This is a genomic window from Qipengyuania sp. SM2507 (assembly GCF_053714505.1).
On record NZ_CM132307.1, the window covers coordinates 1,232,098 to 1,257,144 of the forward strand.

23 protein-coding genes and 1 tRNA gene are annotated in these 25,047 nt (G+C 65.3%); 17 read left to right on the plus strand and 7 right to left on the minus strand.

The features are described 5' to 3' along the window. Positions 1-196 precede the first annotated feature (196 nt). Both ACWIKC_RS06005 and ACWIKC_RS06010 read right to left on the minus strand, forming a co-directional pair. A complete protein-coding gene (locus ACWIKC_RS06005) occupies positions 197-505 on the minus strand; it encodes a cell division protein ZapA (protein WP_454599206.1) in 309 nt (102 codons plus the stop codon). Continuing rightward, a complete protein-coding gene (locus tag ACWIKC_RS06010) occupies positions 502-885 on the minus strand; it encodes a hypothetical protein (protein ID WP_454599207.1) in 384 nt (127 codons plus the stop codon). The genes ACWIKC_RS06005 and ACWIKC_RS06010 overlap by 4 nt, the downstream gene beginning before the upstream one ends. On the opposite strand from ACWIKC_RS06010, the gene tkt reads away from it, so the two are divergent. Genes tkt through ACWIKC_RS06025 form a run of 3 tightly spaced genes read left to right on the plus strand, consistent with a single transcriptional unit; the run spans position 884 to position 5,146 of the window. After that, positions 884-2,863: a transketolase gene (gene tkt / locus ACWIKC_RS06015; protein ID WP_454599208.1), complete on the plus strand. Its 1,980-nt coding sequence runs from the start codon at positions 884-886 to the stop codon at positions 2,861-2,863. The genes ACWIKC_RS06010 and tkt overlap by 2 nt on opposite strands. Before the next feature lie 15 nt (positions 2,864-2,878). Continuing rightward, positions 2,879-3,886 (plus strand): type I glyceraldehyde-3-phosphate dehydrogenase, encoded by a 1,008-nt coding sequence (gene gap, locus ACWIKC_RS06020; RefSeq protein ID WP_454599209.1) that lies wholly within the window; start codon positions 2,879-2,881, stop codon positions 3,884-3,886. Between the two features lie 60 nt (positions 3,887-3,946). After that, positions 3,947-5,146 carry a phosphoglycerate kinase gene (locus ACWIKC_RS06025; RefSeq protein ID WP_454599210.1) on the plus strand — a complete coding sequence of 400 codons (1,200 nt, stop codon included), beginning with the start codon at positions 3,947-3,949 and terminating at the stop codon, positions 5,144-5,146. Between the two features lie 27 nt (positions 5,147-5,173). On the opposite strand, the gene ACWIKC_RS06030 is transcribed toward ACWIKC_RS06025, so the two are convergent. Further along, the gene (locus ACWIKC_RS06030; RefSeq protein WP_454599211.1) at positions 5,174-5,932 is read right to left on the minus strand and encodes a flavodoxin family protein; all 759 of its coding nucleotides are present in this window, start codon (positions 5,930-5,932) and stop codon (positions 5,174-5,176) included. Between the two features lie 128 nt (positions 5,933-6,060). Between ACWIKC_RS06030 and ACWIKC_RS06035 the strand changes: the two genes are divergently transcribed. Then, positions 6,061-6,963: a fructose bisphosphate aldolase gene (locus ACWIKC_RS06035; protein WP_454599212.1), complete on the plus strand. Its 903-nt coding sequence runs from the start codon at positions 6,061-6,063 to the stop codon at positions 6,961-6,963. An 18-nt stretch (positions 6,964-6,981) separates the two neighbouring features. On the opposite strand, the gene ACWIKC_RS06040 is transcribed toward ACWIKC_RS06035, so the two are convergent. Next, complete coding sequence (locus ACWIKC_RS06040; protein ID WP_454599213.1) at positions 6,982-7,389, minus strand: hypothetical protein; 408 nt, start codon at positions 7,387-7,389, stop codon at positions 6,982-6,984. A 98-nt stretch (positions 7,390-7,487) separates the two neighbouring features. Between ACWIKC_RS06040 and thiE the strand changes: the two genes are divergently transcribed. Further along, on the plus strand, positions 7,488-8,135 hold the full coding sequence (thiE, locus tag ACWIKC_RS06045) for a thiamine phosphate synthase (protein ID WP_454599214.1): 648 nt from the start codon (positions 7,488-7,490) through the stop codon (positions 8,133-8,135). A 63-nt stretch (positions 8,136-8,198) separates the two neighbouring features. Then, complete coding sequence (locus tag ACWIKC_RS06050; protein ID WP_454599215.1) at positions 8,199-8,873, plus strand: M23 family metallopeptidase; 675 nt, start codon at positions 8,199-8,201, stop codon at positions 8,871-8,873. A gap of 12 nt (positions 8,874-8,885) precedes the next feature. Here the strand turns inward: ACWIKC_RS06050 and ACWIKC_RS06055 are convergent, their stop codons facing one another. Beyond that, complete coding sequence (locus ACWIKC_RS06055; protein ID WP_454599216.1) at positions 8,886-9,263, minus strand: elongation factor P; 378 nt, start codon at positions 9,261-9,263, stop codon at positions 8,886-8,888. Between the two features lie 138 nt (positions 9,264-9,401). Between ACWIKC_RS06055 and efp the strand changes: the two genes are divergently transcribed. From efp to ACWIKC_RS06080, 5 genes are all read left to right on the plus strand, one after another. Then, complete coding sequence (gene efp / locus ACWIKC_RS06060) at positions 9,402-9,965, plus strand: elongation factor P (protein ID WP_454599217.1); 564 nt, start codon at positions 9,402-9,404, stop codon at positions 9,963-9,965. Between the two features lie 67 nt (positions 9,966-10,032). Then, entirely contained in the window at positions 10,033-10,851 is an 819-nt protein-coding gene (locus tag ACWIKC_RS06065; RefSeq protein ID WP_454599218.1) for an inositol monophosphatase family protein, read from the plus strand. 70 nt (positions 10,852-10,921) lie between these two features. Continuing rightward, a tRNA-Leu gene (locus ACWIKC_RS06070) sits at positions 10,922-11,006 on the plus strand. Between the two features lie 118 nt (positions 11,007-11,124). Continuing rightward, positions 11,125-12,927, plus strand: coding sequence for an SLC13 family permease (locus ACWIKC_RS06075; RefSeq protein WP_454599219.1), 1,803 nt, complete (start codon positions 11,125-11,127; stop codon positions 12,925-12,927). A gap of 137 nt (positions 12,928-13,064) precedes the next feature. Next, entirely contained in the window at positions 13,065-14,402 is a 1,338-nt protein-coding gene (locus tag ACWIKC_RS06080; RefSeq protein WP_454599220.1) for an amidohydrolase, read from the plus strand. 84 nt (positions 14,403-14,486) lie between these two features. On the opposite strand, the gene ACWIKC_RS06085 is transcribed toward ACWIKC_RS06080, so the two are convergent. Both ACWIKC_RS06085 and ACWIKC_RS06090 read right to left on the minus strand, forming a co-directional pair. Further along, positions 14,487-14,678, minus strand: a complete 192-nt coding sequence (locus ACWIKC_RS06085; RefSeq protein WP_454599221.1) for a hypothetical protein — start codon at positions 14,676-14,678, stop codon at positions 14,487-14,489. A 25-nt stretch (positions 14,679-14,703) separates the two neighbouring features. After that, complete coding sequence (locus ACWIKC_RS06090; protein WP_454599222.1) at positions 14,704-16,302, minus strand: isocitrate lyase; 1,599 nt, start codon at positions 16,300-16,302, stop codon at positions 14,704-14,706. Between the two features lie 137 nt (positions 16,303-16,439). Between ACWIKC_RS06090 and ACWIKC_RS06095 the strand changes: the two genes are divergently transcribed. The 6 genes from ACWIKC_RS06095 to ACWIKC_RS06120 all read left to right on the plus strand — a co-directional run bounded on the left by ACWIKC_RS06095 (position 16,440) and on the right by ACWIKC_RS06120 (position 25,035). Further along, entirely contained in the window at positions 16,440-17,834 is a 1,395-nt protein-coding gene (locus ACWIKC_RS06095) for a helix-turn-helix domain-containing protein (RefSeq protein ID WP_454599223.1), read from the plus strand. Positions 17,835-17,901: 67 nt separating this feature from the next. Continuing rightward, complete coding sequence (locus tag ACWIKC_RS06100) at positions 17,902-18,195, plus strand: hypothetical protein (RefSeq protein WP_454599224.1); 294 nt, start codon at positions 17,902-17,904, stop codon at positions 18,193-18,195. Positions 18,196-18,386: 191 nt separating this feature from the next. Further along, positions 18,387-19,772: a TIGR03013 family XrtA/PEP-CTERM system glycosyltransferase gene (locus ACWIKC_RS06105; RefSeq protein ID WP_454599225.1), complete on the plus strand. Its 1,386-nt coding sequence runs from the start codon at positions 18,387-18,389 to the stop codon at positions 19,770-19,772. Between the two features lie 4 nt (positions 19,773-19,776). Next, a complete protein-coding gene (gene prsK, locus ACWIKC_RS06110) occupies positions 19,777-21,918 on the plus strand; it encodes an XrtA/PEP-CTERM system histidine kinase PrsK (protein ID WP_454599226.1) in 2,142 nt (713 codons plus the stop codon). After that, complete coding sequence (gene prsR / locus ACWIKC_RS06115; protein ID WP_454599451.1) at positions 21,918-23,285, plus strand: PEP-CTERM-box response regulator transcription factor; 1,368 nt, start codon at positions 21,918-21,920, stop codon at positions 23,283-23,285. The genes prsK and prsR overlap by 1 nt, the downstream gene beginning before the upstream one ends. Then, positions 23,269-25,035 carry a tetratricopeptide repeat protein gene (locus ACWIKC_RS06120; RefSeq protein ID WP_454599227.1) on the plus strand — a complete coding sequence of 589 codons (1,767 nt, stop codon included), beginning with the start codon at positions 23,269-23,271 and terminating at the stop codon, positions 25,033-25,035. The genes prsR and ACWIKC_RS06120 overlap by 17 nt, the downstream gene beginning before the upstream one ends. Positions 25,036-25,047: the final 12 nt, after the last annotated feature.

A 25,047-nucleotide genomic window follows, 5' to 3' on the forward strand; every position in this document is an offset into this window, starting at 1 on the left:
TTGGATAATCGGTGACGGAACCACCATGGGTCGTTTGCCATGAAATCCTCTGACGCGTGGACGTCAGGTGGGCGCCGTGTGCACCGGACCCGCAGGACGAACCCGTGATCCGGACAGGGACAGCTCCCTAGGTATTTACTTATAGCCTCAGGGATGTTCATGTGGCTCGTGCCGGGCAGTCCCGCCAATTGGCTATTTAGGCGTTCGGGCGCGCTTGCTCAAGGGCTTCTGCCGTCTTTTCGAGCCGAAGCGCCAGCGCTTCGAGACCCTCGGCGATTTGCGCGCCGTTGTCGGCCCCACCAACCTTCCGCGCATCTTCGAGCTCGTCGGCGAGAAACAGCGCTGCAAACAGCAGGTTCTTGGCTTCCATCGCGGGCAATTGACTGGCGCCATCGCCCAGCTTGGCATCCACCGTGGCGGCGAGCTGGCGGATATGCGCTTCCTGCCCGTCCTCGCAACGCAGGGTGTAATTGCGCCCGCCCACCGTCAGAACGACCTCGCTCATCGCTCGAGCCTTTCGATCAGCTGATCCAGCTCGCCGAGGCTGGCGGTCACCGTATCGCGCAGTGCCGCGTGGCGTTCGGCCAGATCGGTATCCGCTTCGGGGGATTGTGCTGAAGGCGGCGCAGGCGTGCGGGCGCTGCGCTCGATCCTCCCAAGGGCAGCCTCGATCCTGTCGTAGGCAGAAGCGATGCGATCATCCGGCATAATCCGCGAAAGATACCCGAATTCGGCTGTATGGGCAAAGGGTTGGTGCGCCCTGTTGATAAGTGCTCCGAGGGGGCGGCCAGACGGCACCACCCGCCCACCCGGCTTGACCTTGCGGCAAGCCTTCGCGATGGCTTCGCGCGCGTCGAATCGCCCCTTTCCGGAGAATTTCAGCATGAGCCTCGAGACATCGCGCCTGGTCCAGATGGCCAATGCCATCCGGGCCCTTTCGATGGATGCGGTGCAGGCGGCCAATTCCGGGCACCCCGGAATGCCGATGGGCATGGCCGACGTCGCCACCGTGCTGTGGAGCGAATATCTCAAGCACGATCCCGACGCGCCCGACTGGGCCGATCGCGACCGTTTCGTGCTGAGCGCAGGTCACGGTTCGATGCTGATCTACAGCCTGCTACACCTCTCGGGCTATGCCGCGCCCACGATGGAGGACATCCGCAATTTCCGTAAGCTCGGCAGCCCCTGCGCCGGCCATCCGGAGAATTTCCTGCTCGAGGGTGTCGAATGCACCACCGGCCCGCTGGGTCAGGGGTTGGGCATGGCGGTGGGCATGGCGATCGCCGAACGCCATCTCAACGCCCAATTCGGCGACGATCTGGTCGATCACCGCACCTGGGTGGTGGCGGGCGACGGCTGCCTGATGGAAGGTTTGAACCACGAGGCCATCGGGCTGGCGGGCCATCTCAAACTGGGCCGGATGATCGTGCTGTGGGACGACAATAGGATCACCATCGACGGCGCGACCGATCTCTCGACCAGCGAGGATATTGCGGCGCGCTACGAGGCGACCAACTGGCACGTGGTCGCATGCGACGGGCACGACTTCGCCTATATCCGCCGCGCGATCGACGAGGCCCTGGCGGACGAGCGGCCTTCGCTGCTGGCCTGCCGGACGGTGATCGGCAAGGGCGCGCCAGGCAAGCAGGGCACCAGCGCCACCCATGGCGCGCCGCTCGGCGACGAGGAAATCGCCGCCGCGCGCAAGGAACTGGACTGGGAATCCAAGCCGTTCGAATTGCCCGAACAGGTGCGGAGCGACTGGCGCGAGACCGCGACCCGCGGGGCAGAGGCGCATACCGAATGGCTCTCGCGGCTTGCCGCTGCCGACCAACATTCCGAATTCGGTCGCCGCATGGCGGGCGATCTGCCCGAGGGCTTCGACCTTCAGTCCCACATCGACGGGCTTATTGCCGAGCCGCAGAAGGTCGCCACCCGCAAGGCGAGCGAGATGGCTCTGGGCGCCATCAACGAAGCCTTGCCCGAGACGATCGGCGGCAGCGCCGACCTGACCGGCTCGAACAACACCAAGACCGGCGGGATGACCGCCTTCACCGCCGAGGACCGCAGCGGTCGCTACATCTATTACGGCATCCGCGAATTCGGCATGGCCGCGGCGATGAACGGCATGGCGCTGCACGGCGGGGTGATCCCCTATGGCGGCACCTTCCTGGTGTTCACCGACTATTGCCGCGCCGCGATCCGGCTCTCCGCGCTGCAGCAGGCGCGGGTGGTCTATGTCATGACCCACGACAGCATCGGGTTGGGCGAGGACGGACCGACTCACCAGCCGGTGGAGCATGTCCAGTCGCTGCGGATGATCCCCAACCTGCTGGTGATGCGCCCGGCGGATGTGGTCGAGACCGCAGAATGCTGGCAAATCGCGCTCGAACAGCGCGACCGGCCCACCGTCCTCGCGCTCAGCCGCCAGAACCTGCCGCAGCTGCGGATCGACGCCGAGCCGACCCTGCTCAGCGCCAGGGGCGGATACCGTCTGAAGAGCCCTGAGGGCAAACCGCAGGTCACGCTGATTGCCACTGGCTCGGAGCTCCAACTGGCAGTGGAATGCGCCGAGCGGCTTGAGCAGGAAGGCATCGCTGCCGCGGTTGTGTCGATGGTCTGCACCCAGCTGTTCGACGAGCAGCCCGCAGTCTATCGTGCCGAGACCATTCCGGCGGGGTCCTTGCGCGTCTCGATCGAGGCGGGGACCACCTTCGGTTGGGAACGCTATACCGGCGAGGGCGGACTCAACATCGGCCTCGACCGTTTCGGCGCCTCCGCCCCGGCGGAAGACCTGTTCGAAAAATTCGGTTTCACAGCGGATGCCATCGTTCCGCAAATCATGAGCAAACTCAAAGCCTAATCAGGAGTTATTTGCATGACCACCAAGGTTGCCATCAACGGTTTCGGACGCATCGGCCGGCTCGTCGCGCGCGCCATTCTCGAGCGCGACGATCACGATCTCGAACTGGTCTCGATCAACGATCTCGCCGACACCAAGGCCAATGCGCTGCTGTTCCAGTACGACAGCACCCATGGCCGCTTCCCCGGGACGGTCGAGACCGGCGACAAGGCGATCATCGTCAACGGCAAGACCATCCAGGTCACCTCCGAGCGCGAGCCGGGCAATCTGCCGCATGCCGCGCAAGGGATCGACATCGTCCTCGAATGCACCGGCTTTTTCCAGTCGCACGAGGCCGCCGAGCCGCATCTCAAGGCGGGCGCCAAGCGGGTGCTGATCTCGGCTCCGGCCAAGAACGTCTCGGCCACGGTCGTCTACGGCGTGAACCACGAGGTGCTCACCAGCGAGGACGTGATCGTCTCCAACGCCAGCTGCACCACCAATTGCCTCGCGCCGATGGCCAAGGTGCTGCACGAGACCGTCGGGATCGAGCGCGGTTTCATGACCACGATCCATTCCTACACCAACGACCAGCGGATGCTCGACCAGATGCATTCGGACATGCGCCGGGCGCGCGGCGGGGCGCAGAACATGATCCCCACCACCACCGGCGCGGCGCGCGCGGTCGGGCTGGTGTTGCCCGAGCTCAACGGCAAGCTCGACGGCAGCTCGGTGCGGGTGCCGACCCCAAATGTCAGCCTCGTCGATCTGGTCTTCACCCCGACCCGCGACACCAGCGTCGAGGAACTCAACGCCGCATTGAAGGCCGCCGCCGAAGGCCCGATGAAGGGTGTGCTCGATTACACCGACCAGCCGCTGGTCTCGAGCGATTTCAACCACTATCCGGCCAGCTCGACCATCGACAGCCTGGAAACCTCGGTCACCGACGGCAAGCTGGCGCGCGTGGTCAGCTGGTACGACAATGAATGGGGCTTCTCCAACCGCATGATCGACACCGCCGGGGTGATGGCGAAGCTTATCTGATCCGCCGGGCGAGGGGGCCGAGATGCCGGTCCCCTCGTCTCGCCAGCTCAAGGAACACCAATGCCGTCCTTCAAAACACTCGACGATCTGGGCGACCTGACCGGCAAGGTCGCGCTGGTGCGCGTCGATCTCAACCTGCCGATGCAGGACGGTTCGGCCACCGATGTCACCCGCGTCGAAGCCTCGAAGGACACCATTCTCGAACTGGCGGACAAGGGCGCCAAGGTGCTGCTGCTGGCGCATTACGGGCGCCCCAAGGGCGCGCGCAATTCGACCATGAGCGTGAGTTTCGTGCAGGGCGATGTCCAGGCAGTGCTCGGGCGCGAAATCATGTTCATCCCCGAGGTCATGGGGCCGGTGGTCGAACAGTCGATCGGCATCCTGCGCGCCGGCGACATCGGCCTGCTCGAGAACGTCCGCTTCTGGCCGGGCGAGGAAGCCAATGCTCCCGAATTCGCGCGCGGCATCGCGGCGCATGGCGACATCTACGTCAACGACGCCTTCTCGGCCTCGCACCGCGCGCATGCCTCGACCGAGGGGCTGGCGCATTATCTGCCCGCCTACGCCGGTCGCTCGATGGAGCGCGAGCTGAAGGCATTGGACGCCGCGCTGGGCAATCCGCAGACCCCGGTCGCGGCGGTGGTCGGCGGCGCCAAGGTTTCGAGCAAGCTCGACGTGCTGAGCCATCTGGTCGGCAAGGTGCAGCATCTCATCATCGGCGGCGGCATGGCCAACACCTTCCTCGCGGCGCGCGGTGTGGCGGTGGGCAAGAGCCTTGCCGAGCACGATCTGACCGCCACCGCCAACCGCATCATGGACGAGGCCGACCATGCCGGTTGCACCGTCCACCTGCCCTATGACGTCGTGGTCGCGAAGGAATTCGCCGCCAATCCGGCAAGCCTGCGCACCTGCAACGTCCACGAGGTCGCCGAGGACGAGATGATCCTCGATATCGGTCCGCTGGCCGTCGAGGCGCTCGCCGATGTCCTCAAGACCTGCCGCACGCTGGTGTGGAACGGGCCGCTGGGCGCTTTCGAAACCGAACCCTTCGATGCCGCAACCGTCGCGCTGGCCAAGACCGCCGCGGCGCTGACGCAGGACGGCTCGCTGGTTTCGGTCGCGGGCGGGGGCGATACCGTGGCGGCACTCAACCATGCGGGCGTCGCGGCGGATTTCAGCTATGTTTCAACCGCCGGCGGCGCCTTCCTCGAATGGATGGAAGGTCGCGACCTGCCCGGCGTGGCTGCGCTTATCGGCTGAATACTTTCGGCCGAGCGTTGCTCGGGGCTAGCGGTGTTCGGGGTTCGGCGCGTCGAAGCGGCGGCCCTCGCTCCATAGATCGACCGAATTGCCATGGCAGGGAATGCCGCTGGCGTCCTTGAGCATCCGCGCCATGTGCATCAGGTTCCATGTCGCGAAGGTCGTGTTGCGGCGGGTGAAATCATTGTCGAAGCCCACCCGGCTCTCGCCATCCTCGGCCGCATCGCCATAGCTGGGCCCCGGTCCCGCCTCGCCGATCCAGCCGGCGTCGGCCTGCGGCGGGATGGTGTAGCCGATATGCTGCAGCGAATAGAGCACGCCCATCCCGACATGCTTGATGCCGTCCTCGTTGCCGGTGACGATGCAGCCGCCGACCTTGCCGTAAAAGACATATTGCCCCTTGTCGTTCGTCTGCCCGGAATGGCCATAGAGACGCTCGATAAGCCGCTGGCAGACCGAGCTTTTCTCGCCCAGCCAGATGGGCGTGCCGATCACCAGGATATCCGCGGCGCGGACCTTCTCCCAGATCTGTGGCCAGTCGTCGCGCGTCGCGCCCTGCTCGGTCATGTCGGGATAGACCCCCGGGGCGATCTCGTGATCGACCAGCCGGAGCTGCTCCAGTTGCACCTCGTTGCGCACGAGGATCGCCTCGACCACGCCGAGCAGCTTGGCGGTGTGCGAACCCTCGGGCGAGCGCTTGAGCGTGCAATTGATCGTCAGCGCTTTCAAATCCGAGAAATCGGTGGTGTTGGTGTCGCAAAGTCGTTCCTGGGTCTCGTCGAGCATCGCTTTCTCCATGGCTTGCCATGGTAATACGAGCGACTGACGCCGAAGTTGCCCACGTGGCCAGTTGCGGCGACCCCGGGGGCTGGGTATGGCCCGCAGAAAATTGCGCCAACAGCAGGGATTGTCTTATGAATTTCGAAGAAATGCAGGCCCGTATCGCGACCGGCCGCGGCTTTATCGCGGCGCTCGACCAGTCGGGCGGTTCGACCCCCAAGGCGCTCCAGGCTTACGGCGTCGAAGACAGCGAGTGGGACGGCGAAGAGGAGATGTTCGCCAGGATTCACGAAATGCGCTGCCGGATCGTCGATTCGCCGTCCTTCTCCAATGGCAAGGTGCTGGGCGCGATCCTGTTCGAGCGGACGATGGACGGCTGCGGCAAGGACGGTTCGCCGATCCCGGCGCTGCTGGCGCGCCGCGGCGTGGTGCCCTTCCTCAAGGTCGACAAGGGGATGGAAGACGAGGCGAACGGCGTCCAGCTGATGAAGCCGATCCCCGGCCTGAATGAGCTGTGCGCGCGGGCGAAGGAGCTCGGCGTGTTCGGGACCAAGATGCGCTCGGTGATCCACGAGGCGAACCGCGAGGGCGTCGAGGCCATCATCGCGCAGCAGATGGATTTCGGGCTGCAGATCCTGAGCAACGGGTTGATGCCGATCCTTGAGCCCGAGGTCAGCCTCAAGAGCGAGAGCCGCCCGCAGGCCGAAGCGCTGGTGCTGGCCGCTGCGCTCGACCAGCTCGAGCGCGTGCCCGAGGGCCAGCAGGTGATGTGGAAGCTGACCATTCCCAGCGAGCCCGATCTCTACAAGCCGCTGATCGACCATCCCAAGGTGCTGCGCGTGGTCGCGCTGTCGGGCGGCTACAGCCGCGAGCAGGCCTGCCGCGAGCTGGCCAAGAACGACGGCATGATCGCCAGCTTCAGCCGCGCACTGCTTGAGGTTCTCGAAGCCAAGATGGACGACCAGCAGTTCGACCAGGCGCTGGGCAATGCGATCGACGAGATCACCTGCGCCAGCACGGGCGAGACCGCGGCCTGAGAACCCGGGACCGGCGGGCTATTGCCCGGCGGTGAAGGCGAAACGATAGGCGCCGGGCGGGATTTCCTGCCCGGCGTTTTTCGTCGGGTTCGCCGAGGCGAGCAGGAAATCCCGGCTCATCACCCGATAGGGTTCGCCCAGCACCAGCGGGACGGTCTGCTGCCAATGGGTCGAGGTGATCCGCGTCGAGACGACCACTCTTCCTTCCCAGACGCATTGCGTGCCCGCGGCGCAGCGGCTGTCCTCGACCACGGCGAGCGGGGTGACGATCGCATCGCCGACCCAGGCCGACCGGCCCAGGGCGACCGGGGTCCCCTGGCTCGCCGCCTCCTGCCCGACCATCGGCGTGTCGGGGATGATCGCGCAGGCCCCCAAAGCGGGGATGGCGAGCAGCAGGGCGAAGCGGGCGAGGGCGGTTGTGTGCATCGCGCCTGCCTGTGCGCGCGCCGCTGTCCGGCGGCTGAATGGACGGAGCTGTCGCCAGAAGGCGTGACGAAGCCGCGGCGCGGCGCTAACAGCGGCGCATGACCGATATCGGATGCCAGCTTTACCTGATCTCGCCGCTCGAAGTCGGCGGTGCCTTCCCCCAACGGCTCGAACGCGCGATCGAGGCCGGCGGCGGGCTGGTCACCGCCTTCCAGCTGCGGATCAAGGATGTCGACCAGCACGAGGCGGCGCGGCTCGCCCAGCCGCTGCAGGCGCTCTGCGCGGCGCATGACGTCGCCTTCATCGTCAACGACAGCGTGCCGCTGGCCAAAAGGATCGGGGCCGACGGGGTGCATCTGGGGCAGGGCGACGGCGATCCGCGCGAGGCGCGCGGCGAGCTCGGGCTCGAGGCGCAGATCGGCGTGACCTGCCACGCCTCGCGCCATCTGGCGATGGAAGCGGGCGATGCGGGCGCCGACTACGTGGCTCTCGGCGCCTTTTTCGACAGCACCACCAAATCGAGCGAACACCGCGCCGACACCGCAATGCTCGATTGGTGGAGCGGGCTGTTCGAGATTCCCTGCGTGGCGATCGGCGGGATCACGCCCGCCAATTGCCGCCCGTTGATCGAGGCCGGAGCCGATTTCCTCGCGGTCTCGGGCGCGGTCTGGAACGGCGACGAGGCCGCGGCGGTCAAGGCTTTCGCGGCGCAGATCGAGGCGGCGCAGGCCAAGCCGCCCCAATAGGCAGCGCCGTCCTGGCGGTCGATCCCGCTGGAATTCCCCGGCAATCCCGGTCTATGGACTCGCATGAGCTTGATCGACCGCATCCTCACCATCATCATCACCGCGACCCTGACCAGCGCGGTCTGGATCGTCGCGGGCGGCAGCCTGATCGAGAACGCTACCAGCGAGGGCCAGCGCAACACCACGCGCCCTGCCGAGGCGGCACCGAGCCCGTCGCCTGCCGCAGACAGAACGCAGACCGATGCAGCACCCGCCGCACCGCTCGATGGCGAGGCGGACCGCGAAGCCGGTTCGGGCAATAGCGACAATCTGATGATCCCGGTGCTCAATGTCCGCGCTTCGGACCTGAGCGACACCTTCACCCAGTCGCGCGGCGATGGCGCGCGGTTGCACGAGGCGCTCGACATCATGGCGCCGGTCGGCACCACGGTGCGCGCCGCGGGCGCGGGCACGGTGGAGAAGCTGTACCGTTCGCGCGCCGGGGGCAACACGATCTATGTGCGCACCAGCGATGGCACCACGATCCATTATTACGCCCATCTCGACAAATACGCCGAGGGTCTGAAGGAAGGCCAGCGGATCCGTCGCGGGCAGCGGCTCGGCACGGTGGGGAGCAGCGGCAATGCCGAGAGCGACACCCCGCATCTTCATTTCGCGATCCTGCAGACCACGGCGGATGCCGAGTGGTGGGAACCCGCCAATGCGATCAATCCCTATCCGCTGCTGACCGCCGAATAGTCTCCGGCCAAGCTAGCTGCCGACCCGGTTACAGCGCAGCCGGCCCAGCTCGCCATCGGCATTCACCTGCTGCAGCAGGCCCGAGGCCTGGCGGCGCATCCGCATGTCCTTCATCGGGCCGCGGGTGAAGATCACGTCGTGCCCGACCAGCAGATAGGTCCCCATGCCCTTGGCGGTGTCGTAGCGCGAGGCGCTTGCGATGGAAAAATTATAGGCCGGATCGACCACCCAGGCCTGACCCGTCGCATCGCCCGGCAGCCCGCATTCGTAGCGGCCCTGCGGCAGCGTGCCGATCCGGTCCCGCGCACCGGCATGCGCCACGTCCGATCCGAAGAGAGCCCCAAACAGGGCAAAGGCGCAGGCGGCGAGGAAGGCGGTTTTCGGTATCATGGGGTGTGCGTCCACAGTAGCGCGGCGGCGGCCCTAACGCCAGCCACCTTGCTCCGGCCTTGGCGCTCGGCTAAGCGCCGCGGCACAATGCGGTTGCGCGCCCTCGCGCACCGTTCCCCAATCGAAGGCAGAACCCCCATGAAGATCAGCGGTGTGGACATCCGTCCCGGCAATATTCTCGAATATGAGAAGGGCATCTGGAAGGTCGCCAAGATCCAGCACACCCAGCCGGGCAAGGGCGGCGCCTATATGCAGGTCGAGATGAAGAACCTGCAGGATGGCCGCAAGACCAATGTCCGCTTCCGCAGCGCCGATACGATCGAGAAGGTCCGGCTCGAGACCAAGGACTACCAGTTCCTGTTCCAGGATGGCGAGGCGCTGGTGTTCATGGACCAGGAAAATTACGAGCAGATCAATCTCGACACCGATCTGCTGGGCGACGAGCGCCCCTTCCTCGAGGACGGCATGGTCGTCACGCTGGAACTGTGGGAAGACCGCCCGATCTCGGTCCAGCTGCCCGACCAGATCGAGGCCACCATTGTCGAAGCCGATGCGGTGGTGAAGGGTCAGACCGCCTCCTCCAGCTTCAAGCCCGCCGTGCTCGAGAACGGGGTGCGGGTGATGGTCCCGCCGCATATCGAGAGCGGCACGCGCATCGTGGTCGATGTCTATGCACGCAGCTATGTCGGCAAGGCCGGCTGAGCGCGACGCGCACCCCAGGGCGCCGCCAGCGGGCGGGAATGCCCGACGATGAAAGAACAGGAAGACCATGCCAGCCCTATCCGGATTGATCCGCGTCATGGAGCGCGCCGCGCGCAAGGCGGGCAACCGCCTGCGCCGCGACTTCGGCGAAGTCCAGCATCTCCAGGTGAGCCGCAAGGGCCCCGCCGATTTCGTCTCCAAGGCCGACCAGATCGCCGAGCGGACGCTCTATGACGAATTGCTCAGCGCGCGGCCCGACTGGGGCTTCGTGCTCGAGGAAGGCGGCACGATTCCGGGCGATCCCGACAAGCCGCGCTGGATCGTCGATCCGCTCGACGGGACCAGCAACTTCCTCCACGGTATCCCGCATTTCGCGATCTCGATCGCGGTGCAGGAACCCAAGCCCGGCGGCGGCGGGTGGGACGATGTCACCGCTGCGGTGATCTACCAGCCGATCACCGACGAGACCTTCTGGGCCGAAAAGACCCGCGGCGCGTGGCTCCACGACGGACGTCTGCGCGTCTCGGCGCGCTCGCGCCTTTCCGAAGCGCTGGTTGCCACCGGAATCCCCTTTGCCGGGCATGGTGATTTTGGTGAATGGACCAAGATCTTCGCCGCCATCGGACCGCAGGTGGCGGGGATCCGCCGCTATGGCGCGGCCTCGCTCGATCTTGCGTGGGTCGCTGCCGGTCGCTTCGACGGCTTTTGGGAAAGCGGTCTCAACGACTGGGACACCGCTGCGGGTTGCCTCATCGTGCGCGAGGCGGGCGGCTTCGTCTCCGACTTCCGCGGCCGCTCGAACCCGATCCACTCGGCGGAGATCCTGGCGGCGAACGATTCGCTGCATTCGCGGCTGCACAAGCTGCTGGCCGGCTCTCTGAGATAACGCCTCCAGCGGCGCTGCAAGCCGCTTGAAAGCGAAGTCCGGTCCCGCTATCCGCCGCCTTCGCGAGAATGCCCCTGTGGTGGAATTGGTAGACGCGCTCGACTCAAAATCGAGTTCCTAACGGAGTGCCGGTTCGAGTCCGGCCAGGGGCACCACCTCGATTTCGCCTACCTGGTCCTGACGGCTTCCGAGCCGGCGGAAGGGCGCAAATCGCGCACCTGTTCGTCGAATTGACTTGCGTTCACCCGCCAGCTTTGGGAATCGCGGCGCCCTATGATGCCCGGCATACCCAGTCCCCACGCGATCGCGGCGCTCGTCGTCACGGTCGCGATGTTCATCGGTTTTGCGCGCGGGCGGCTGTCGGTCGAGATCGTCTCGCTGCTGACCATCGCGGTGATCGCGGTCGGGCTCTATTTCTTCCCGCTGCCCGACACCGGACCGACCGACGGGCTCCAGCTCGCCTTTGCCGGCTTCGGCCATTACGCGCTGATCACGATCTGCGCGCTGATGATCATGGGACGCGGGCTGGTGGTGACCGGCGCGCTCGAACCCGCCGCGCGCTTTCTCGAGCGGCTGTTCAAGTTCAACCTCCAGGTCGGGCTTCTGGTGTCGCTGGTGCTGGCGATGCTGCTGTCGATGGGCGTCAACGATACGCCGGTGCTGGTGCTGCTGCTGCCGATCTTCGTCACGCTGGCGGCGCGCGGCGCGATGCCTGCCTCCAAGACGCTGATCCCGCTCAACGCGGCGGTGCTGATCGGCGGCATGGCGACCACCATCGGCACCTCGACCAATATCCTGGTGGTCTCGATCGCCAGCGATCTCGGGATGCGCCCCATAGGCGTGTTCGAGTTCACCCCGATCGTGCTGGTCGCGGCGCTGGTGGCGCTGCCCTACCTGTGGCTGGTGATGCCGCGCCTGCTGGGCGACAATTCGGTGGCGCAGAGCGGGCTCAACCGGCGCTTTTCCGCACGGCTGCGGGTGACAGAGGGCAGCCTGCTCAACGGCAAGGAGCTGTCCGAGATCCTCCCGCGCCTGCCCGCCGATATCGAGTTCCACGAAGCCCCGACCGGACTGCTGCGCCCGCAGCAGCGGCTCCGCATGTCGGGACCGCACGAAGCGCTGGAAGAAGCGATGCGCCTTCTCAAGGGCGAGGCCGCTCCCGGCTGGGTGCTCGATCGGATCAGGCGTAAGGGCCAGGAAAGCCGCCAGGATATCGTGGTGGTGGAAATGACCGTGACGGGCGATTCGCGGTTGATCGGTCGCACGCTACCCAGTTCTGGGATTGCGGATCTCTATGGCGTGGCAGTGGTCGGAATCCATCGTCCCGAGCGGTTGATGGGCCCGGATGACAGGTACAGCGAAGGTGGCGATCTGCGCTTCGTCGAGGGCGATGTGCTGCTGGTGATGGGCCTCCCCGACGAGCTGCAGAATTTCGCGAGCAGCGACAGCCTGCTCACGCTCGAAGGCATGCGCGAGCTGCCGCGCCGCTCCAAGGCGGTGCTTTCGGGGGCTATCATGCTGGGCTCTGTCGGGACCGCCTCGATCGGCCTGCTGCCCATCGCCATCGCCGCGCTGGGCGGGGCGATCCTGATGTTCGTCACCGGCTGCGTCAAATTCGACCGGGTGGGTCGCGCGCTCTCGGCCAAGGTCATCGTCCTGATCGCGGCGAGCATCGCGATCGGCCGGATCGTCGACGACAGCGGTGCCGCGCTGTGGCTGGGACAATTGCTGGCCTACGGGCTGCAATATCTCTCCCCGGCGATGGTGCTGGCTTCGATCATGCTGTTCGTGACCGTGCTGACCAATTTCGCCTCCAACGCCACCGCCGCGACGGTGGGCACACCGATTGCCTTCGCCATCGCGGCGCAGCTCGGCCTGCCCGCCGAGCCGCTGATCCTCGCGGTGCTGTTCGGCTGCAATCTGTGTTACGCCACCCCGATCGCCTATCAGACCAACATGCTGATCATGGCCGAAGGATCCTACGAGTTCCGCGACTATATCCGTACCGGCGTACCGCTGGTGATCCTGATGACGGCAACGCTCTCGTTCATGCTCGTGCTGACCTACGACCTGTGAGGACTTTCCTACAGCGCGCCAGTCTGCAACACTGACCGGAATGATGCTAAGCGGTTGTTTTTGTTGATCCTGTTGGATTCGCACAGAAACCGCGGACCGTGTCAACTGTGTCAACACCCCGGGGGAGAAGCGTAACCATGAGAATTTCACTGACGAGCCTGGCCGCCACGATATCGGCCACCGCGCTGGCCTTCGCCGCGCCCGCGCAAGCCGACGAGCTGCGCGACGACCTGATGGCGGACATGCCCGATCTGATGGAGCTCTACCGCGATCTCCACGCCAACCCCGAACTCAGCTTCGAGGAGCACGAGACCGCCGCCAAGCTGGCCAGGCGGATGCGTGACCTCGGCTTCGAGGTGACCGAGGGCGTCGGCCAGACCGGCGTGGTCTCGGTGATGCGCAATGGCGATGGTCCGGTGGTGCTGCTGCGCGCCGATATGGACGGGCTGCCGGTGGTCGAGCAGACCGGGTTGCCCTACGCCTCGACGCAGACCGCCACTCCCGCCAGCGGCGTTACCACCGGGGTGATGCACGCCTGCGGCCACGATACCCACATGGCGGCCTTCATTGGCGCGGCGCAGTTGCTGGCCGAGCGCAAGGATGGCTGGCAAGGCACGCTGGTGATGATCCTCCAGCCCGCCGAGGAACTCGGGCTGGGCGCGCTCGCCATGCTCGAGGACGGGCTCTACACCCGCTTTCCCAAGCCCGATTACGCGATCGCCTTCCACGATGCGGCGCAGTTTCCCGCCGGGATGATCGGCTATTCGCCGGGCTTCGCGCTGGCCAATGTCGACAGCGTCGACATCACCGTGCCCGGTGTCGGCGGACACGGCGCCTATCCGCACACCACCAAGGACCCGGTGGTGCTGGCGAGTTCGATCGTGATGAAGCTGCAGACGCTGGTCAGCCGCGAAAGCTCGCCGCTCGACCCGGCGGTGGTTACCGTCGGGAGCTTCCACGCGGGCGCAAAGCACAACATCATCTCCGACGAAGCCAAGTTGCAGCTCACCGTGCGCAGCTATTCCGACGCCTCGCGCAAGCTGCTGCTCGACGGGATCGCCCGGATTGCGCGCGGCGAAGCGATGGCGGCGGGGATGCCCGAGGACAAGATGCCGGTGGTGACGGTCGAAGATCCCTACACCCCCTCGACCTACAACGATCCCGATTTCACCGAGACCGTGATGACGCATTTCCGTACCCGCTTCGGCGACCAGCGGGTGATGCAGGTCCCCAGCGTGATGGGGGGCGAAGATTTCGGCCAGTTCCGCCGCGCGGCGCCCGATGATGTCGAATCGCTGATCTTCTGGGTCGGTGGGGTGCCGCAGGAGCAGATCGACAAGGCGGCGGCGGGCGAGGGCTCGCTGCCGTCGCTGCATTCGCCCTTCTGGGCGCCCGATGCGGAAAAGGTCATCGCGACCGGGGCGGAAGGTCTCGCCAGCGCGGCGCTGACGCTGATGCCCGCGCAGGGCGGCTGAGCCTGCCTCTCAAACAATGACGGCCGCCGGCGCGCAATAAGCACTCCGGCGGCCGCTTTCTCCTCCCCAGGAGAAAAGGGTCAACTATTCGGCGTCGGGCGCATAGGTCCCCAGTCGGTGGTGCAGCGCGTTGATTTTCGCCAGCTCCTCGCGGTCCTCGGTCTGCCGCGCGTGGCTCGAGAGCGCGGTGCGGAGCAGGCGGAAGTCTGCAGTTGAGAGCAAGGCGCGAGCGCGGCCGGGTTCACGTGCCGGTTCGGGTGTTGTGTCGGTCGTCATGGAAAAATCCTCTCTCCGGCGCGGCTCATGCGGCCGCGAACTGGTTCATGGTATTGTCCTTACCGCCAGCCTTCAATGCCGCTTCGCCGGCAAAATATTCCTTGTGGTCGTCGCCGATGTCCGAGCCGGCCATGTTCTGATGCTTGACGCAGGCGATACCCTCGCGGATTTCGCGGCGCTGCACCTGCTCGACATAGCCCAGCATGCCCTGCTCGCCGAAATAGCGCTTGGCGAGATTATCAGTGCTGAGCGCGGCGGTGTGATAGGTCGGCAACGTGATCAGGTGATGGAAGATGCCCGCGCGCTTGGCGCCGTCGGCCTGGAAGGTACGGATCTTCTCGTCGGCCTCGATGCCGAGTTCGGTCTGATCGTAATCCACGCTCATCAGGCGGGCGCGCTCGTAAGCCGACAGGTCCTTGCCCGCTGCTTCCCAGGCATCATAGACCTGCTGGCGGAAGTTGAGCGTCCAGTTGAAGCTGGGCGAATTGTTGTAGACCAGCTTGGCGTTGGGCACCTCCTCGCGGATGCGATCGACCATGCCGGCGATCTGGTCGACATTGGGCTTCTCGGTCTCGATCCACAGCAAGTCGGCGCCGTTCTGCAGCGCAGTGACGCAGTCGAGCACCACCCGGTCGACGCCGGTGTCCGCGCGGAACTGGTAGAGGTTGGAAGGCAGCCGCTTGGGGCTCATCAGCTTGCCGTCGCGGCTGATGAAGACCTGGCCGTTGGTGACATTGGCGGGATCGACCTCCTCGGCATCGAGGAAGGCGTTGTACTGGTCGCCGAGATCACCGGGCTCCTTGGAATAGGCGATCTGCTTGGTGAGACCTGCGCCGAGCGAATCGGTGCGTGCAACGATGATGCCCTCGGGGATGCCGAGCTCGAGGAAGGCGTAGCGGATCGCCCGGATCTTCTGGAGAAAGTCCTCATGCGGAACGGTGACCTTGCCGTCCTGGTGGCCGCACTGCTTCTCGTCCGAAACCTGGTTCTCGATCTGCAGCGCGCAGGCGCCCGCCTCGATCATCTTCTTGGCGAGCAGATAGGTCGCCTCGGCATTGCCGAAGCCGGCATCGATATCTGCAATGATCGGCACGACATGCGTCTCGTGCCCGTCGATCGCGGTCTTGATCCGCTTGGCTTCGACCTCGTCGCCGCGCTCCTTGGCGGCATCGAGTTCGTGGAACATCATGCCGAGTTCGCGGGCATCGGCCTGCTTGAGGAAGGTGTAGATCTCCTCGATCAGCCCCGAAACGCTGGTCTTCTCGTGCATCGACTGGTCGGGCAGGGGCCCGAAATCGCTGCGCAGCGCAGCGACCATCCAGCCCGAGAGGTAGAGGTAGCGGCGCTTGGTGCTGCCGAAATGCTTCTTGATCGAGATTATCTTCTGCTGCGCGATGAACCCGTGCCAGCAGCCCAGCGACTGGGTATATTGCGCGGGATCGGAATCATAGGCGTCCATATCCGCGCGCATGATCTTCGCGGTGTACTTCGCGATGTCGAGCCCGGTGGGGAACCGGTTCTGAGCCTGCATCCGCGCCGCGCTTTCGGCGTCTATCGCTGCCCAAGGCGCGCCATTCTGCCCGATGGTCTTGGCAAAGTCGTCGACGGTGGCTTGATAGGTCATGTGCATCTCCTGTGAAACTCGTTGCACACAACTTGCGCCTTTGAGTCTGAAATGACAGGGAAACTTACAAACCATCTTGTCAAAAGTGGCGTTACGGCGCTAATGCGTCTGTAATGTTGTAAAGGATATTACACGATTTGGCCGATCCATCCGTCTTTGCCGGACCGGCGCTGCGCCGCATCCGACGCCGCGAGGGCCTGACGCAGGCCGCGACCGCGGCACGCCTTTCCATCTCGCCCAGCTATCTCAACCTGATGGAACGCAACCAGCGCCCCGTCAGCGCGCGGGTGATGATGCGCCTCGTCGAGGAATTCGACTTCGACCCCAGGACCTTGCGCGAGGATGCCACGATCGGCGGTCTCGACGGGCTTGCGCGCCGCTTCGCAGACGAACGCTTCGCCGACCTTGCCATCGACCGCGAGGAGGTGGACGAGTTCCTGTCCTCCGCCCCGCAGGCGGCGGCCGCCTTTGCCCGGCTCTACGACCGGGCAGGGGAAGCCAGCGCGCCCAGCGCCGATTCCATCGTCGCATCGCGGCGCGAGATCGAGCGCTGGCGCAACCATTTCGGCGACCTCGACCACGCGGCGGAGGAATTATCCGATGAAATGCGGCTGTCCCGCGGCGATCTCTCTGTCGCGCTGACCGAGCGGCTGCGCGAACGGCACCAGTTCGCCGTTCGGCTGCTCCCGCGCGAGATCATGCCCGGCGCCGTCCGCCGGCTCGATCTCCATGCGCGCCAGGTACAGCTCTCCGAGATGCTCCCCCCGGAATCGCGCGTGTTCCAGCTGGCCGTGCAACTCGCGCAGCTCGAGCAGCGCGAGGCCATCGACACCATCGCTCAGGGCGCGCGGTTCGACGACGAAGCGGCGCGCGAGCTCTTCCTCCACCACCTGACAGGCTATTTTGCCGCCGCGCTGATCATGCCCTACGGCCGCTTCCTGCGCGCCTGCGACGCCACCGATTACGACTTGCCGGTGCTCCAGCGTCGCTTCGGGGTGAGTTTCGAGCAGCTCGCCCACCGCCTCACCACGCTCCAGCGCGTGGGGCAGCGAGGCCTGCCGTTCTTTATGGTCCGCCTCGACCGCGCGGGCCAGTTTTCCAAGCGTATCGTCGGAGCGAGCGGCGCCGAACTGATCGAGGCCGAGCACAGTTGCCCGCTGTGGATCGCGCACAAGACCTTCGAGCGATCGGGCGACCTGCTCGTCCAGACGGTCAACTCCCAGGGCGACGGGAACACCGCGGATATCTGGTTCACCATCGGTCGCACCGTCGAGGGGACGGGAACGGGAAGCGCGGCACGGTTCGCGGTGTTGCTGGGGCTCGACGCTGCGCTGGCGGGTTCGCTGGCGCAGGCGCGCGGGGTTTCGCTAAGGCCGGAAGATGCGGTGCCGATCGGACCCGGCTGTCGTCGCTGCCATATCGCGGGATGCGAGCAGCGCTCATTGCCGCCGATCGGTCGTAGGCTGCGCTTCGATCCGGTGACGCGCGGGACGACCCCCTTCGACTTCGGCGACCAGAGCGTCACACTTTAGCAACTGGCTGGAACGAAAAGGTTCTTGGCCAGTTTCGCCTCCACTCGATATTCAATCGGAGGGCGCCATGACCGAAGAACGCATTACCGAAACACGCACGCCATCGGGCGATACCCATACCACGCACACTGTCATCACCGACGAGAAGCGCAGCGGCGGTTCGGGCTGGCTGATTGTGTTGATCGTTCTGCTCGCTATCGGCGTGGCGGTGTGGTTTTTCACGCAGCAGAATGAATCCGAGATCGCCAGGGACAATGCCGTGACAGGTGCCGCGAACGAGATCGGCGAAGCGGCCAATCAGGTTGGCGACGCTGCCCAGCAGACCGGCGATGCCGTGACCAATGCGGTGGACGGCGAGTAGCGAGACCCCTCGCTCAGGACCCCTGCGCTCAGGACCTCTTCTGAGGGGCACTCTGCCTGTGTGACGGTGTCGAGATATTTGACGCTCCCCTGAGACCTCTCCCGTTATTCCATCAAATCCTGTAAAATTTACCGACAGTTCACCTGTCGAGGCTATAGCCAGTTTGCAATGAGCGATCGGGCCGGCCACGCATGATCAGACTGTTCAAACACTACATACCCTACGCTGTGATGGTGTTGGGCTTGGTGGACATGCTGCTGTTGCTGCTGGCCGGCGAAGCGGCATGGCAATTCCGTGTCTGGCAAATCGATACCGATGCGGGCCCATTTCTCGGGCGTTTCCCCGAAATCCTCGCCTTTGCTCTGGTGGTCAATCTGGCGATGATTGCGGTGGGCAGCTACGGGCCCGATGCGCTGCGCTCGCTGCGTTTTGCAACCGCGCGGCTGCTGGTCGCGGTGAGTCTGGGTGTGCTGGGGATCTCGCTGCTCGACTTTCTCATCCCGGGCAACATGTTCTGGCGGTCGGTGCTCCTCTACGCGATGATCCTCGCGATCGCGCTGCTGATCCTCAATCGTGTGATCCTCGGGCCGAGGCTGGGGACCTCGACCTTCCGCCGCCGCATTCTCATCCTCGGTGCCGGACCGCGGGCGCAGCGGCTGTGCGATCTCGCGGGCAAATCGGGCAGCAGCTTCGACATAGTCTCCTGCATCGCGATGGGTGAGGGTCCACTCGTGGTTGCCGATGCGGTGCCGCGCGATTCCATCGGTGATCTGGGTCGCTACGTCGAACGTGTCGGCGCCGGCGAAGTCATCGTCGCGCTACAGGAACGGCGCAATTCGCTTCCGTTGAAGGACCTGCTGCGCGTCAAGACCCGCGGGGTTTCCGTCAATGATTTCAGTAGCTTCCTTGAGCGCGAGACCGGCCGTGTCGATCTCGATACGCTCAATCCGAGCTGGCTCATCTTTTCCGACGGCTTTTCGGCAGGCCGGGTCATTTCGGGTGCAGGCAAGCGTGCTTTCGATCTGATCGTAAGCTTGGTGCTCCTCGTGGTGACATTTCCGATCATCGCGTTCTTCGCGCTGCTGGTGAAGCTGGAAAGCAAGGGACCCGCCTTCTTTCGCCAGACCCGTGTCGGGCTCTACGGTCAGCCCTTCGCAGTGATCAAACTGCGCTCGATGGCGCGGGATGCCGAGAAGGATGGTGCGCAATGGGCCAGCAAGAACGACCCGCGCATCACCCGCATCGGCCGGTTCATCCGCAAGGTCCGGATCGACGAACTGCCGCAGCTCTGGACCGTGCTGAAGGGCGAAATGAGCTTTGTCGGGCCTCGCCCCGAGGTGCCGCAATTCGTCGCCGATCTGGAAGAACACCTGCCCTATTATGCCGAGCGGCACATGGTAAAGCCGGGCATCACCGGCTGGGCGCAGATCAACTATCCCTATGGCGCCTCGATCGAGGATTCACGCCACAAGCTCGAATACGATCTCTATTACGCCAAGAATTACACCCCTTTCCTCGATATCCTGATCTTGCTGCAGACCTTCCGGGTTATCCTCTGGCCCGAGGGCGCGCGCTAGGACCATGGAGGGAATCCTGGCCTTCATCGCCTTCGGCATTGCCGCTCTGGCCTGCGTCTTCGCTGCGGCGTGGATCGCCCGCAACGGACGGCGCGATCGCTCGGATCGGGTAGCGACGCTCGCGGCGCTGTCCGTTACCGCGCTGTGGTGCCTGGCAATCGCGGCGATCGGAGCCGACCGCGCGATAGCGCATTTTGCGGAGACGGCGCGCGACCTCGCCTGGACCATTGTGCTGTTCCGCCTGTTCGCCAATGATGGCCGCGATGCGAGCTTGCGCGTGGTGCGGCCGGTCATCGGCTCGCTTGTCTTCGTCCAGCTGCTGCAGGTGTTCGTGATCTTCGTCGGCATGGGCGGCGTTCTGGATCGCGACGGCGCGCGGGTAGCGTTCGAGACCCTCGCACTGTTGCACATCCTCGTGGCAGTGGGCGCGCTGGTATTGCTGCACAATCTCTACGCAGGCGCCGCCGACATGTCGCGCAGACTGCTGGCCTGGAGCGCGGGTGCGCTGGCGCTGTTCTGGGGCTTCGAGCTCAATTTTCACACCGTTGCCTATCTCGGTGGCGGGACGCTCGCCGAACTCAACGGAATGCGCGGGCTGGTCACGGCCGGAGTGGCCTGTGGCATCGCGGTCGGTTTTTCCCGTTCGGGGGGCGGGCTGACCTTCCGGCCTTCGCGCGCGGTGACTTTCCAATTGCTCTCGCTGGTGCTGATCGGTGGCTATTTCGCCGCCATGGTGCTCTTGTCGGGCTGGGCGGCGCGTTTCTCCGGGGATCTCGGGCGGATCACCCAGGTTGGATTTCTGCTGGCCGCAGCCGCGTTCACCGTTCTGTGGCTGCCATCGCAGCGCGTTCGCGATTGGCTGCGGGTCATGGCGACCAAACATCTGTTCAAGCACCGTTACGACTACCGCTCGGAATGGATCCGCTTCACCCACACTATCGGTCGTCCCTCCGGAGAACAGGACAGCCTTTCCGAACGCGCGATCCAGTCCCTCGCGGACATCACCGACAGTCCCTGCGGATTGCTCCTGGTCCCCGACGAGGATGGGACCCTGGTTCTGGGTGCTCGCTGGCGCTGGTCGCAAATCGAAGTACCCGCTCCGGCCATGCCGCTGGAACTCGCGCGACTACTGGAGCGCGAAGGCCTGATCGTCGATCTCGACGAAAGCCGGAGAGGTATCTCCCATCATGGCGAGGCGGAGATGGTGCCTGCCTGGCTGCTCGACGAAACGCATGGTTGGGCGGCGGTCCCCCTGAACCACCATGATCGCCTGATCGGGGTCATCATACTCGGTCGCCCCCCGGTCCATCGCGGGCTAGACTGGGAGGATTTCGATCTGCTCGGCGTGGCCGGTCAGCAGGTAGCGAGCTATCTGGCCGAACAGGCCGGGCAGGAAGCGCTCGAGGAGGCGCGCCGTTTCGACGAATTCAACCGGCGGATGGCCTTCGTGCTGCACGACATCAAGAACCTGTCGAGCCAGATGTCACTGCTGCTGACCAATGCCGAAAAGCACGCCGACAATCCGGAATTCCGCAAGGACATGCTGATCACGCTGCGCAACAGTTCGGACAAGCTCAACGCCCTGCTCGCGCGGCTAGGGAGATATGGCGGCGCGGACACCGGGCGGCGCGAGCGGGTCGACCTGGCCGAACTGGGACGAACGCTCGCGAACCGTTTCTCTCGCAACCATCCGGTCCACTTTTCCGGTCGGGGTCGCTCCCCCGTGCTGGCTGATCGGGAATGTCTCGAACAGGCCGTGGTCCATCTCGTCCAGAACGCCATCGATGCCAGCGCAACGGATGCCCCCGTCCAGATCGAAGTCCGCAACGAGGGTCTGCGCGGCACTATGGCGGTTGTGGATGCGGGCCGCGGGATGAGCGCGCAATTCGTCCGCAACGAGCTGTTCAAGCCGTTCGTTTCGACCAAGGATGGCGGTTTCGGGATTGGCGCACATGAAGCGCGGGTGATGATCCGGGCGATGGGCGGTCGGCTCGATGTCGAATCGCGCGAAGGCTTCGGCAGTCGCTTTTCTATCAGTCTGCCGACCGATGCGGCGGAAAAGCTGCTCGCGGCGCGGAGCGACATACAGCCGACCGGCGAGACCGGGCCCGACGAGGCGCAAGCCAGAAAGAACGAGGTCGCATGATGGCGAAAGCCAAGCCGAAACTGCTGGTGGTGGAAGACGACGAGGGTCTGCAGGCGCAGCTCAAATGGGCCTATGACGGCTTCGACGTGATGATCGCCGGCGATCGCGAATCGGCACTGACCGCGCTGCGCTCCGAAGCGCCCGCTGTGGTCACGCTCGATCTCGGCCTGCCGCCCGACCCCGACGGGACCAGCGAGGGTTTCGCGGTGCTCGACGCGATCATGGCCTTGAAGCCCGACACCAAGGTGATCGTCGCTTCGGGCCATGGCGCGCGCGACAGCGCGCTCCAGGCGATCCAGCGCGGGGCCTATGACTTCTACCAGAAGCCGATCGATATCGAGGCGCTCGGGCTGATCGTCGATCGCGCGCTGCGGCTGCATGAGATCGAGCACGAGAACCGGCGCCTGGCCGACCGGGTCGGCGAGGATCGCACCGTTCTGGGGACCATGATCACCGCCGCGCCCGAGATGCTCAAGGTCTCGCGGACGATAGAACGCGTGGCGCAGACCAGCGTCTCGGTGATGCTGCTCGGCGCCAGCGGGACCGGTAAGGAATTGCTCGCGCGCGGGTTGCACGATGCCAGCGACCGCCGCGATGCGCCCTTCGTGGCGATCAATTGCGCGGCGATCCCCGAGAACCTGCTCGAAAGCGAGCTGTTCGGGCACGAGAAGGGCGCCTTCACCGGGGCGGTCAAGACCACCGAGGGCAAGATCGAGCTGGCGCATGGCGGGACGCTGTTCCTCGACGAGGTGGGCGATATCCCGCTGCAATTGCAGGTCAAGCTGCTGCGCTTCCTTCAGGAACGCACGATCGAGCGGATCGGAGGGCGCAAGCCGATTCCGGTCGACACGCGGATCGTCTGCGCGACGCATCAGGATCTGGAAACCATGATCGGCGAGGCGACCTTCCGCGAGGATCTGTTCTATCGCCTGGCCGAGATCGTGGTGAAAATTCCGACCCTTACCGAACGCGCCGGGGATTCGGTCCTGCTTGCAAAGGCCTTCCTGACCCGCCACGCAAAGGAGATGAATCCGCAGGTGCAGGGCTTCACCCCCGACGCTCTGGCGGCGATCGATGGCTGGGGTTGGCCGGGCAACGTCCGCGAGCTCGAAAACCGTGTCAAGCGCTCGGTCATCATGGCCGATGGCAAGCTGGTGACGCCCGAAGACCTCGACCTGTCGACTGCGCAAGACGGGGAGGGCGAGTTGCCGCTCAACCTCAAGAGCGCGCGCGAACAGTCGGATCGCAAGGTGATCCGGCAGGCATTGGCGCGCAGCGAGGGGAATATATCCAGCACCGCCAAGCTGCTCGGCATCAGCCGGCCCACGCTCTACGATCTGCTCAAGCAATATGATCTGCAGAGCTGACCTTCGGCGATTGGTGCTGCTGCTGGGGCTGTCCGCGCTGCTGGCTTCCTGCGGGGGGGGCGAGGAGCGGGCCTCGCCCTTCGAGACCGCGCAATCGGCGCTGGCGCGCGGTGACGGCCAGACCGCAGAAAGCCGCTTGCGCGCCATGCTCGAGCAGGACCATTCGGAGCCCGACCTTGCCGCCTATCTGGGCCAGGCTTCCCTGCAGCAGGACGACTTGGTCAAGGCGCGACGATGGCTTGGAAACGGTGCTTTTTCGCCCGAGACGGCCGGATTGGGCTTTCGCATGCTCGGTCAACTCGAAATGCGCGAGGGCCGTCTCGCCCAAGCCGGGGCTGCCTATGACCGGGCCCTGAAGTCCGATCCGGACAATGCCGAATTGTGGACCGATATCGGCCGCCTGCGCTATCGCGGCGGCGAGCAATTGCAGGCGATCGAAGCCGCCGACCGCGCGCTTGCGATCGATCCCGACAATCCGGTCGCCTTGCGCTTTCGTGCGCAACTGGTCCGAGATTCGCATGGACCGCGTCCTGCTTTGGAATGGTTCGAAACGGCGCTGGAGGCGACGCCCGACGATGCCGCACTGTTGACCGAATACGCCGCGACGCTGGGCGATGCGGGAGAAGCCGGAGAGGCATTGGCCGCCTTACGTCGGGCGAGCGAGCTGTCGTCGAGCGCGCCGCGGATCGTCTATCTCAATGCCGTCCTCGCTGCGCGCGGGGGCGAATTCGACCTCGCCCGATCACTGCTGCTGCGCGCGCCCAAGACGCAGAGGGAGTCCCCCTCGGGTTTACTGCTAAGCGGCATTCTCGACCTCGAACTGGGTCATTATGCCAGTGCCGCGCTGACCTTTGATCGGCTTTCGCAGATCCAACCCGACAATCAACGGGTGATCCACCTGCTGGCGCGTTCGTTGATACTGAGTGGGGGTGAGCGCGAACTGGTGGCACGCCTGTCCGAGCGAGCCTCGGCGCGGCGCGCGTCTCCCTACCTCAAGACCTTGGTAGGCCGAGCGCTCGAAACGCTCGACCGGCGCGAGGACGCGGCGGTGTTCCTCGACGCAGCCGCGCGCCCTGCTGTCCTCGCGATTACGCCCCTGCCAAGCCGTACCCTGCCCGAAGCGCTACGCTTCGATCAACTCGACAGCGGTCCCGATCTGCGAGATTTCGTGCGGGAATACCTCCGCACGGGTCAGACCGAAAGAGCGGTGACCGAAGCCGGAAAATTCGCGCGTGAGCATGCCGGATCGGGTGACGCCCAGAGCCTGTTCGGCGATGCCTTGCTCGCCCATGGCGAGATCGACCGGGCCATCCAGGCCTATTCGCGGGCGGCGCAGGTGCGGCGGGACTGGCCGCTGACCCAGCGGTTGACGGCCGCCTACACGATGATGGACGACTCCGCAGCAATTGGCGAGGTCCTCGAAAGCTACCTCTCGGGTGGCGGGAACGACGCGTCGGCTGCTGGCCTTTACGGCGGATGGCTGGCCTCGCGCGGGCAATTCGCATCGGCAGCGGCAATGCTCGACAGCGCCATCGCCCACGGCGCGCGCAACGATCCGGCGGTCTTGGCCCTGCGCAGCGAGGTGGCGGCGCAGCTTGGCGATCGCGCCGGGGCCCGGGAGTTCGCGTGGCGCGCCTACAAATTGCAACCGCTCTACCCCCCGGCGATTCGCGCCCTTGCGCAGGTGAGCGAGGACGAGGCGCTGGCGAACCAGCTGGAACGCAAGCTCGCCAAGGTCACGGCCCGCTAGGGCAGCGAGTCC

Excerpts from the sequence above, each read along its gene's own strand:
- ACWIKC_RS06005 (WP_454599206.1), bottom strand. The coding sequence starts at position 505 with ATGAGCGAGGTCGTTCTGACGGTGGGCGGGCGCAATTACACCCTGCGT.
- tkt (WP_454599208.1), top strand. The coding sequence starts at position 884 with ATGAGCCTCGAGACATCGCGCCTGGTCCAGATGGCCAATGCCATCCGG.
- ACWIKC_RS06010 (WP_454599207.1), bottom strand. The coding sequence starts at position 885 with ATGCTGAAATTCTCCGGAAAGGGGCGATTCGACGCGCGCGAAGCCATC.
- gap (WP_454599209.1), top strand. The coding sequence starts at position 2,879 with ATGACCACCAAGGTTGCCATCAACGGTTTCGGACGCATCGGCCGGCTC.
- ACWIKC_RS06025 (WP_454599210.1), top strand. The coding sequence starts at position 3,947 with ATGCCGTCCTTCAAAACACTCGACGATCTGGGCGACCTGACCGGCAAG.
- ACWIKC_RS06030 (WP_454599211.1), bottom strand. The coding sequence starts at position 5,932 with ATGCTCGACGAGACCCAGGAACGACTTTGCGACACCAACACCACCGAT.
- ACWIKC_RS06035 (WP_454599212.1), top strand. The coding sequence starts at position 6,061 with ATGAATTTCGAAGAAATGCAGGCCCGTATCGCGACCGGCCGCGGCTTT.
- ACWIKC_RS06040 (WP_454599213.1), bottom strand. The coding sequence starts at position 7,389 with ATGCACACAACCGCCCTCGCCCGCTTCGCCCTGCTGCTCGCCATCCCC.
- thiE (WP_454599214.1), top strand. The coding sequence starts at position 7,488 with ATGACCGATATCGGATGCCAGCTTTACCTGATCTCGCCGCTCGAAGTC.
- ACWIKC_RS06050 (WP_454599215.1), top strand. The coding sequence starts at position 8,199 with ATGAGCTTGATCGACCGCATCCTCACCATCATCATCACCGCGACCCTG.
- ACWIKC_RS06055 (WP_454599216.1), bottom strand. The coding sequence starts at position 9,263 with ATGATACCGAAAACCGCCTTCCTCGCCGCCTGCGCCTTTGCCCTGTTT.
- efp (WP_454599217.1), top strand. The coding sequence starts at position 9,402 with ATGAAGATCAGCGGTGTGGACATCCGTCCCGGCAATATTCTCGAATAT.
- ACWIKC_RS06065 (WP_454599218.1), top strand. The coding sequence starts at position 10,033 with ATGCCAGCCCTATCCGGATTGATCCGCGTCATGGAGCGCGCCGCGCGC.
- ACWIKC_RS06075 (WP_454599219.1), top strand. The coding sequence starts at position 11,125 with ATGATGCCCGGCATACCCAGTCCCCACGCGATCGCGGCGCTCGTCGTC.
- ACWIKC_RS06080 (WP_454599220.1), top strand. The coding sequence starts at position 13,065 with ATGAGAATTTCACTGACGAGCCTGGCCGCCACGATATCGGCCACCGCG.
- ACWIKC_RS06085 (WP_454599221.1), bottom strand. The coding sequence starts at position 14,678 with ATGACGACCGACACAACACCCGAACCGGCACGTGAACCCGGCCGCGCT.
- ACWIKC_RS06090 (WP_454599222.1), bottom strand. The coding sequence starts at position 16,302 with ATGACCTATCAAGCCACCGTCGACGACTTTGCCAAGACCATCGGGCAG.
- ACWIKC_RS06100 (WP_454599224.1), top strand. The coding sequence starts at position 17,902 with ATGACCGAAGAACGCATTACCGAAACACGCACGCCATCGGGCGATACC.
- ACWIKC_RS06105 (WP_454599225.1), top strand. The coding sequence starts at position 18,387 with ATGATCAGACTGTTCAAACACTACATACCCTACGCTGTGATGGTGTTG.
- prsK (WP_454599226.1), top strand. The coding sequence starts at position 19,777 with ATGGAGGGAATCCTGGCCTTCATCGCCTTCGGCATTGCCGCTCTGGCC.
- prsR (WP_454599451.1), top strand. The coding sequence starts at position 21,918 with ATGGCGAAAGCCAAGCCGAAACTGCTGGTGGTGGAAGACGACGAGGGT.
- ACWIKC_RS06120 (WP_454599227.1), top strand. The coding sequence starts at position 23,269 with ATGATCTGCAGAGCTGACCTTCGGCGATTGGTGCTGCTGCTGGGGCTG.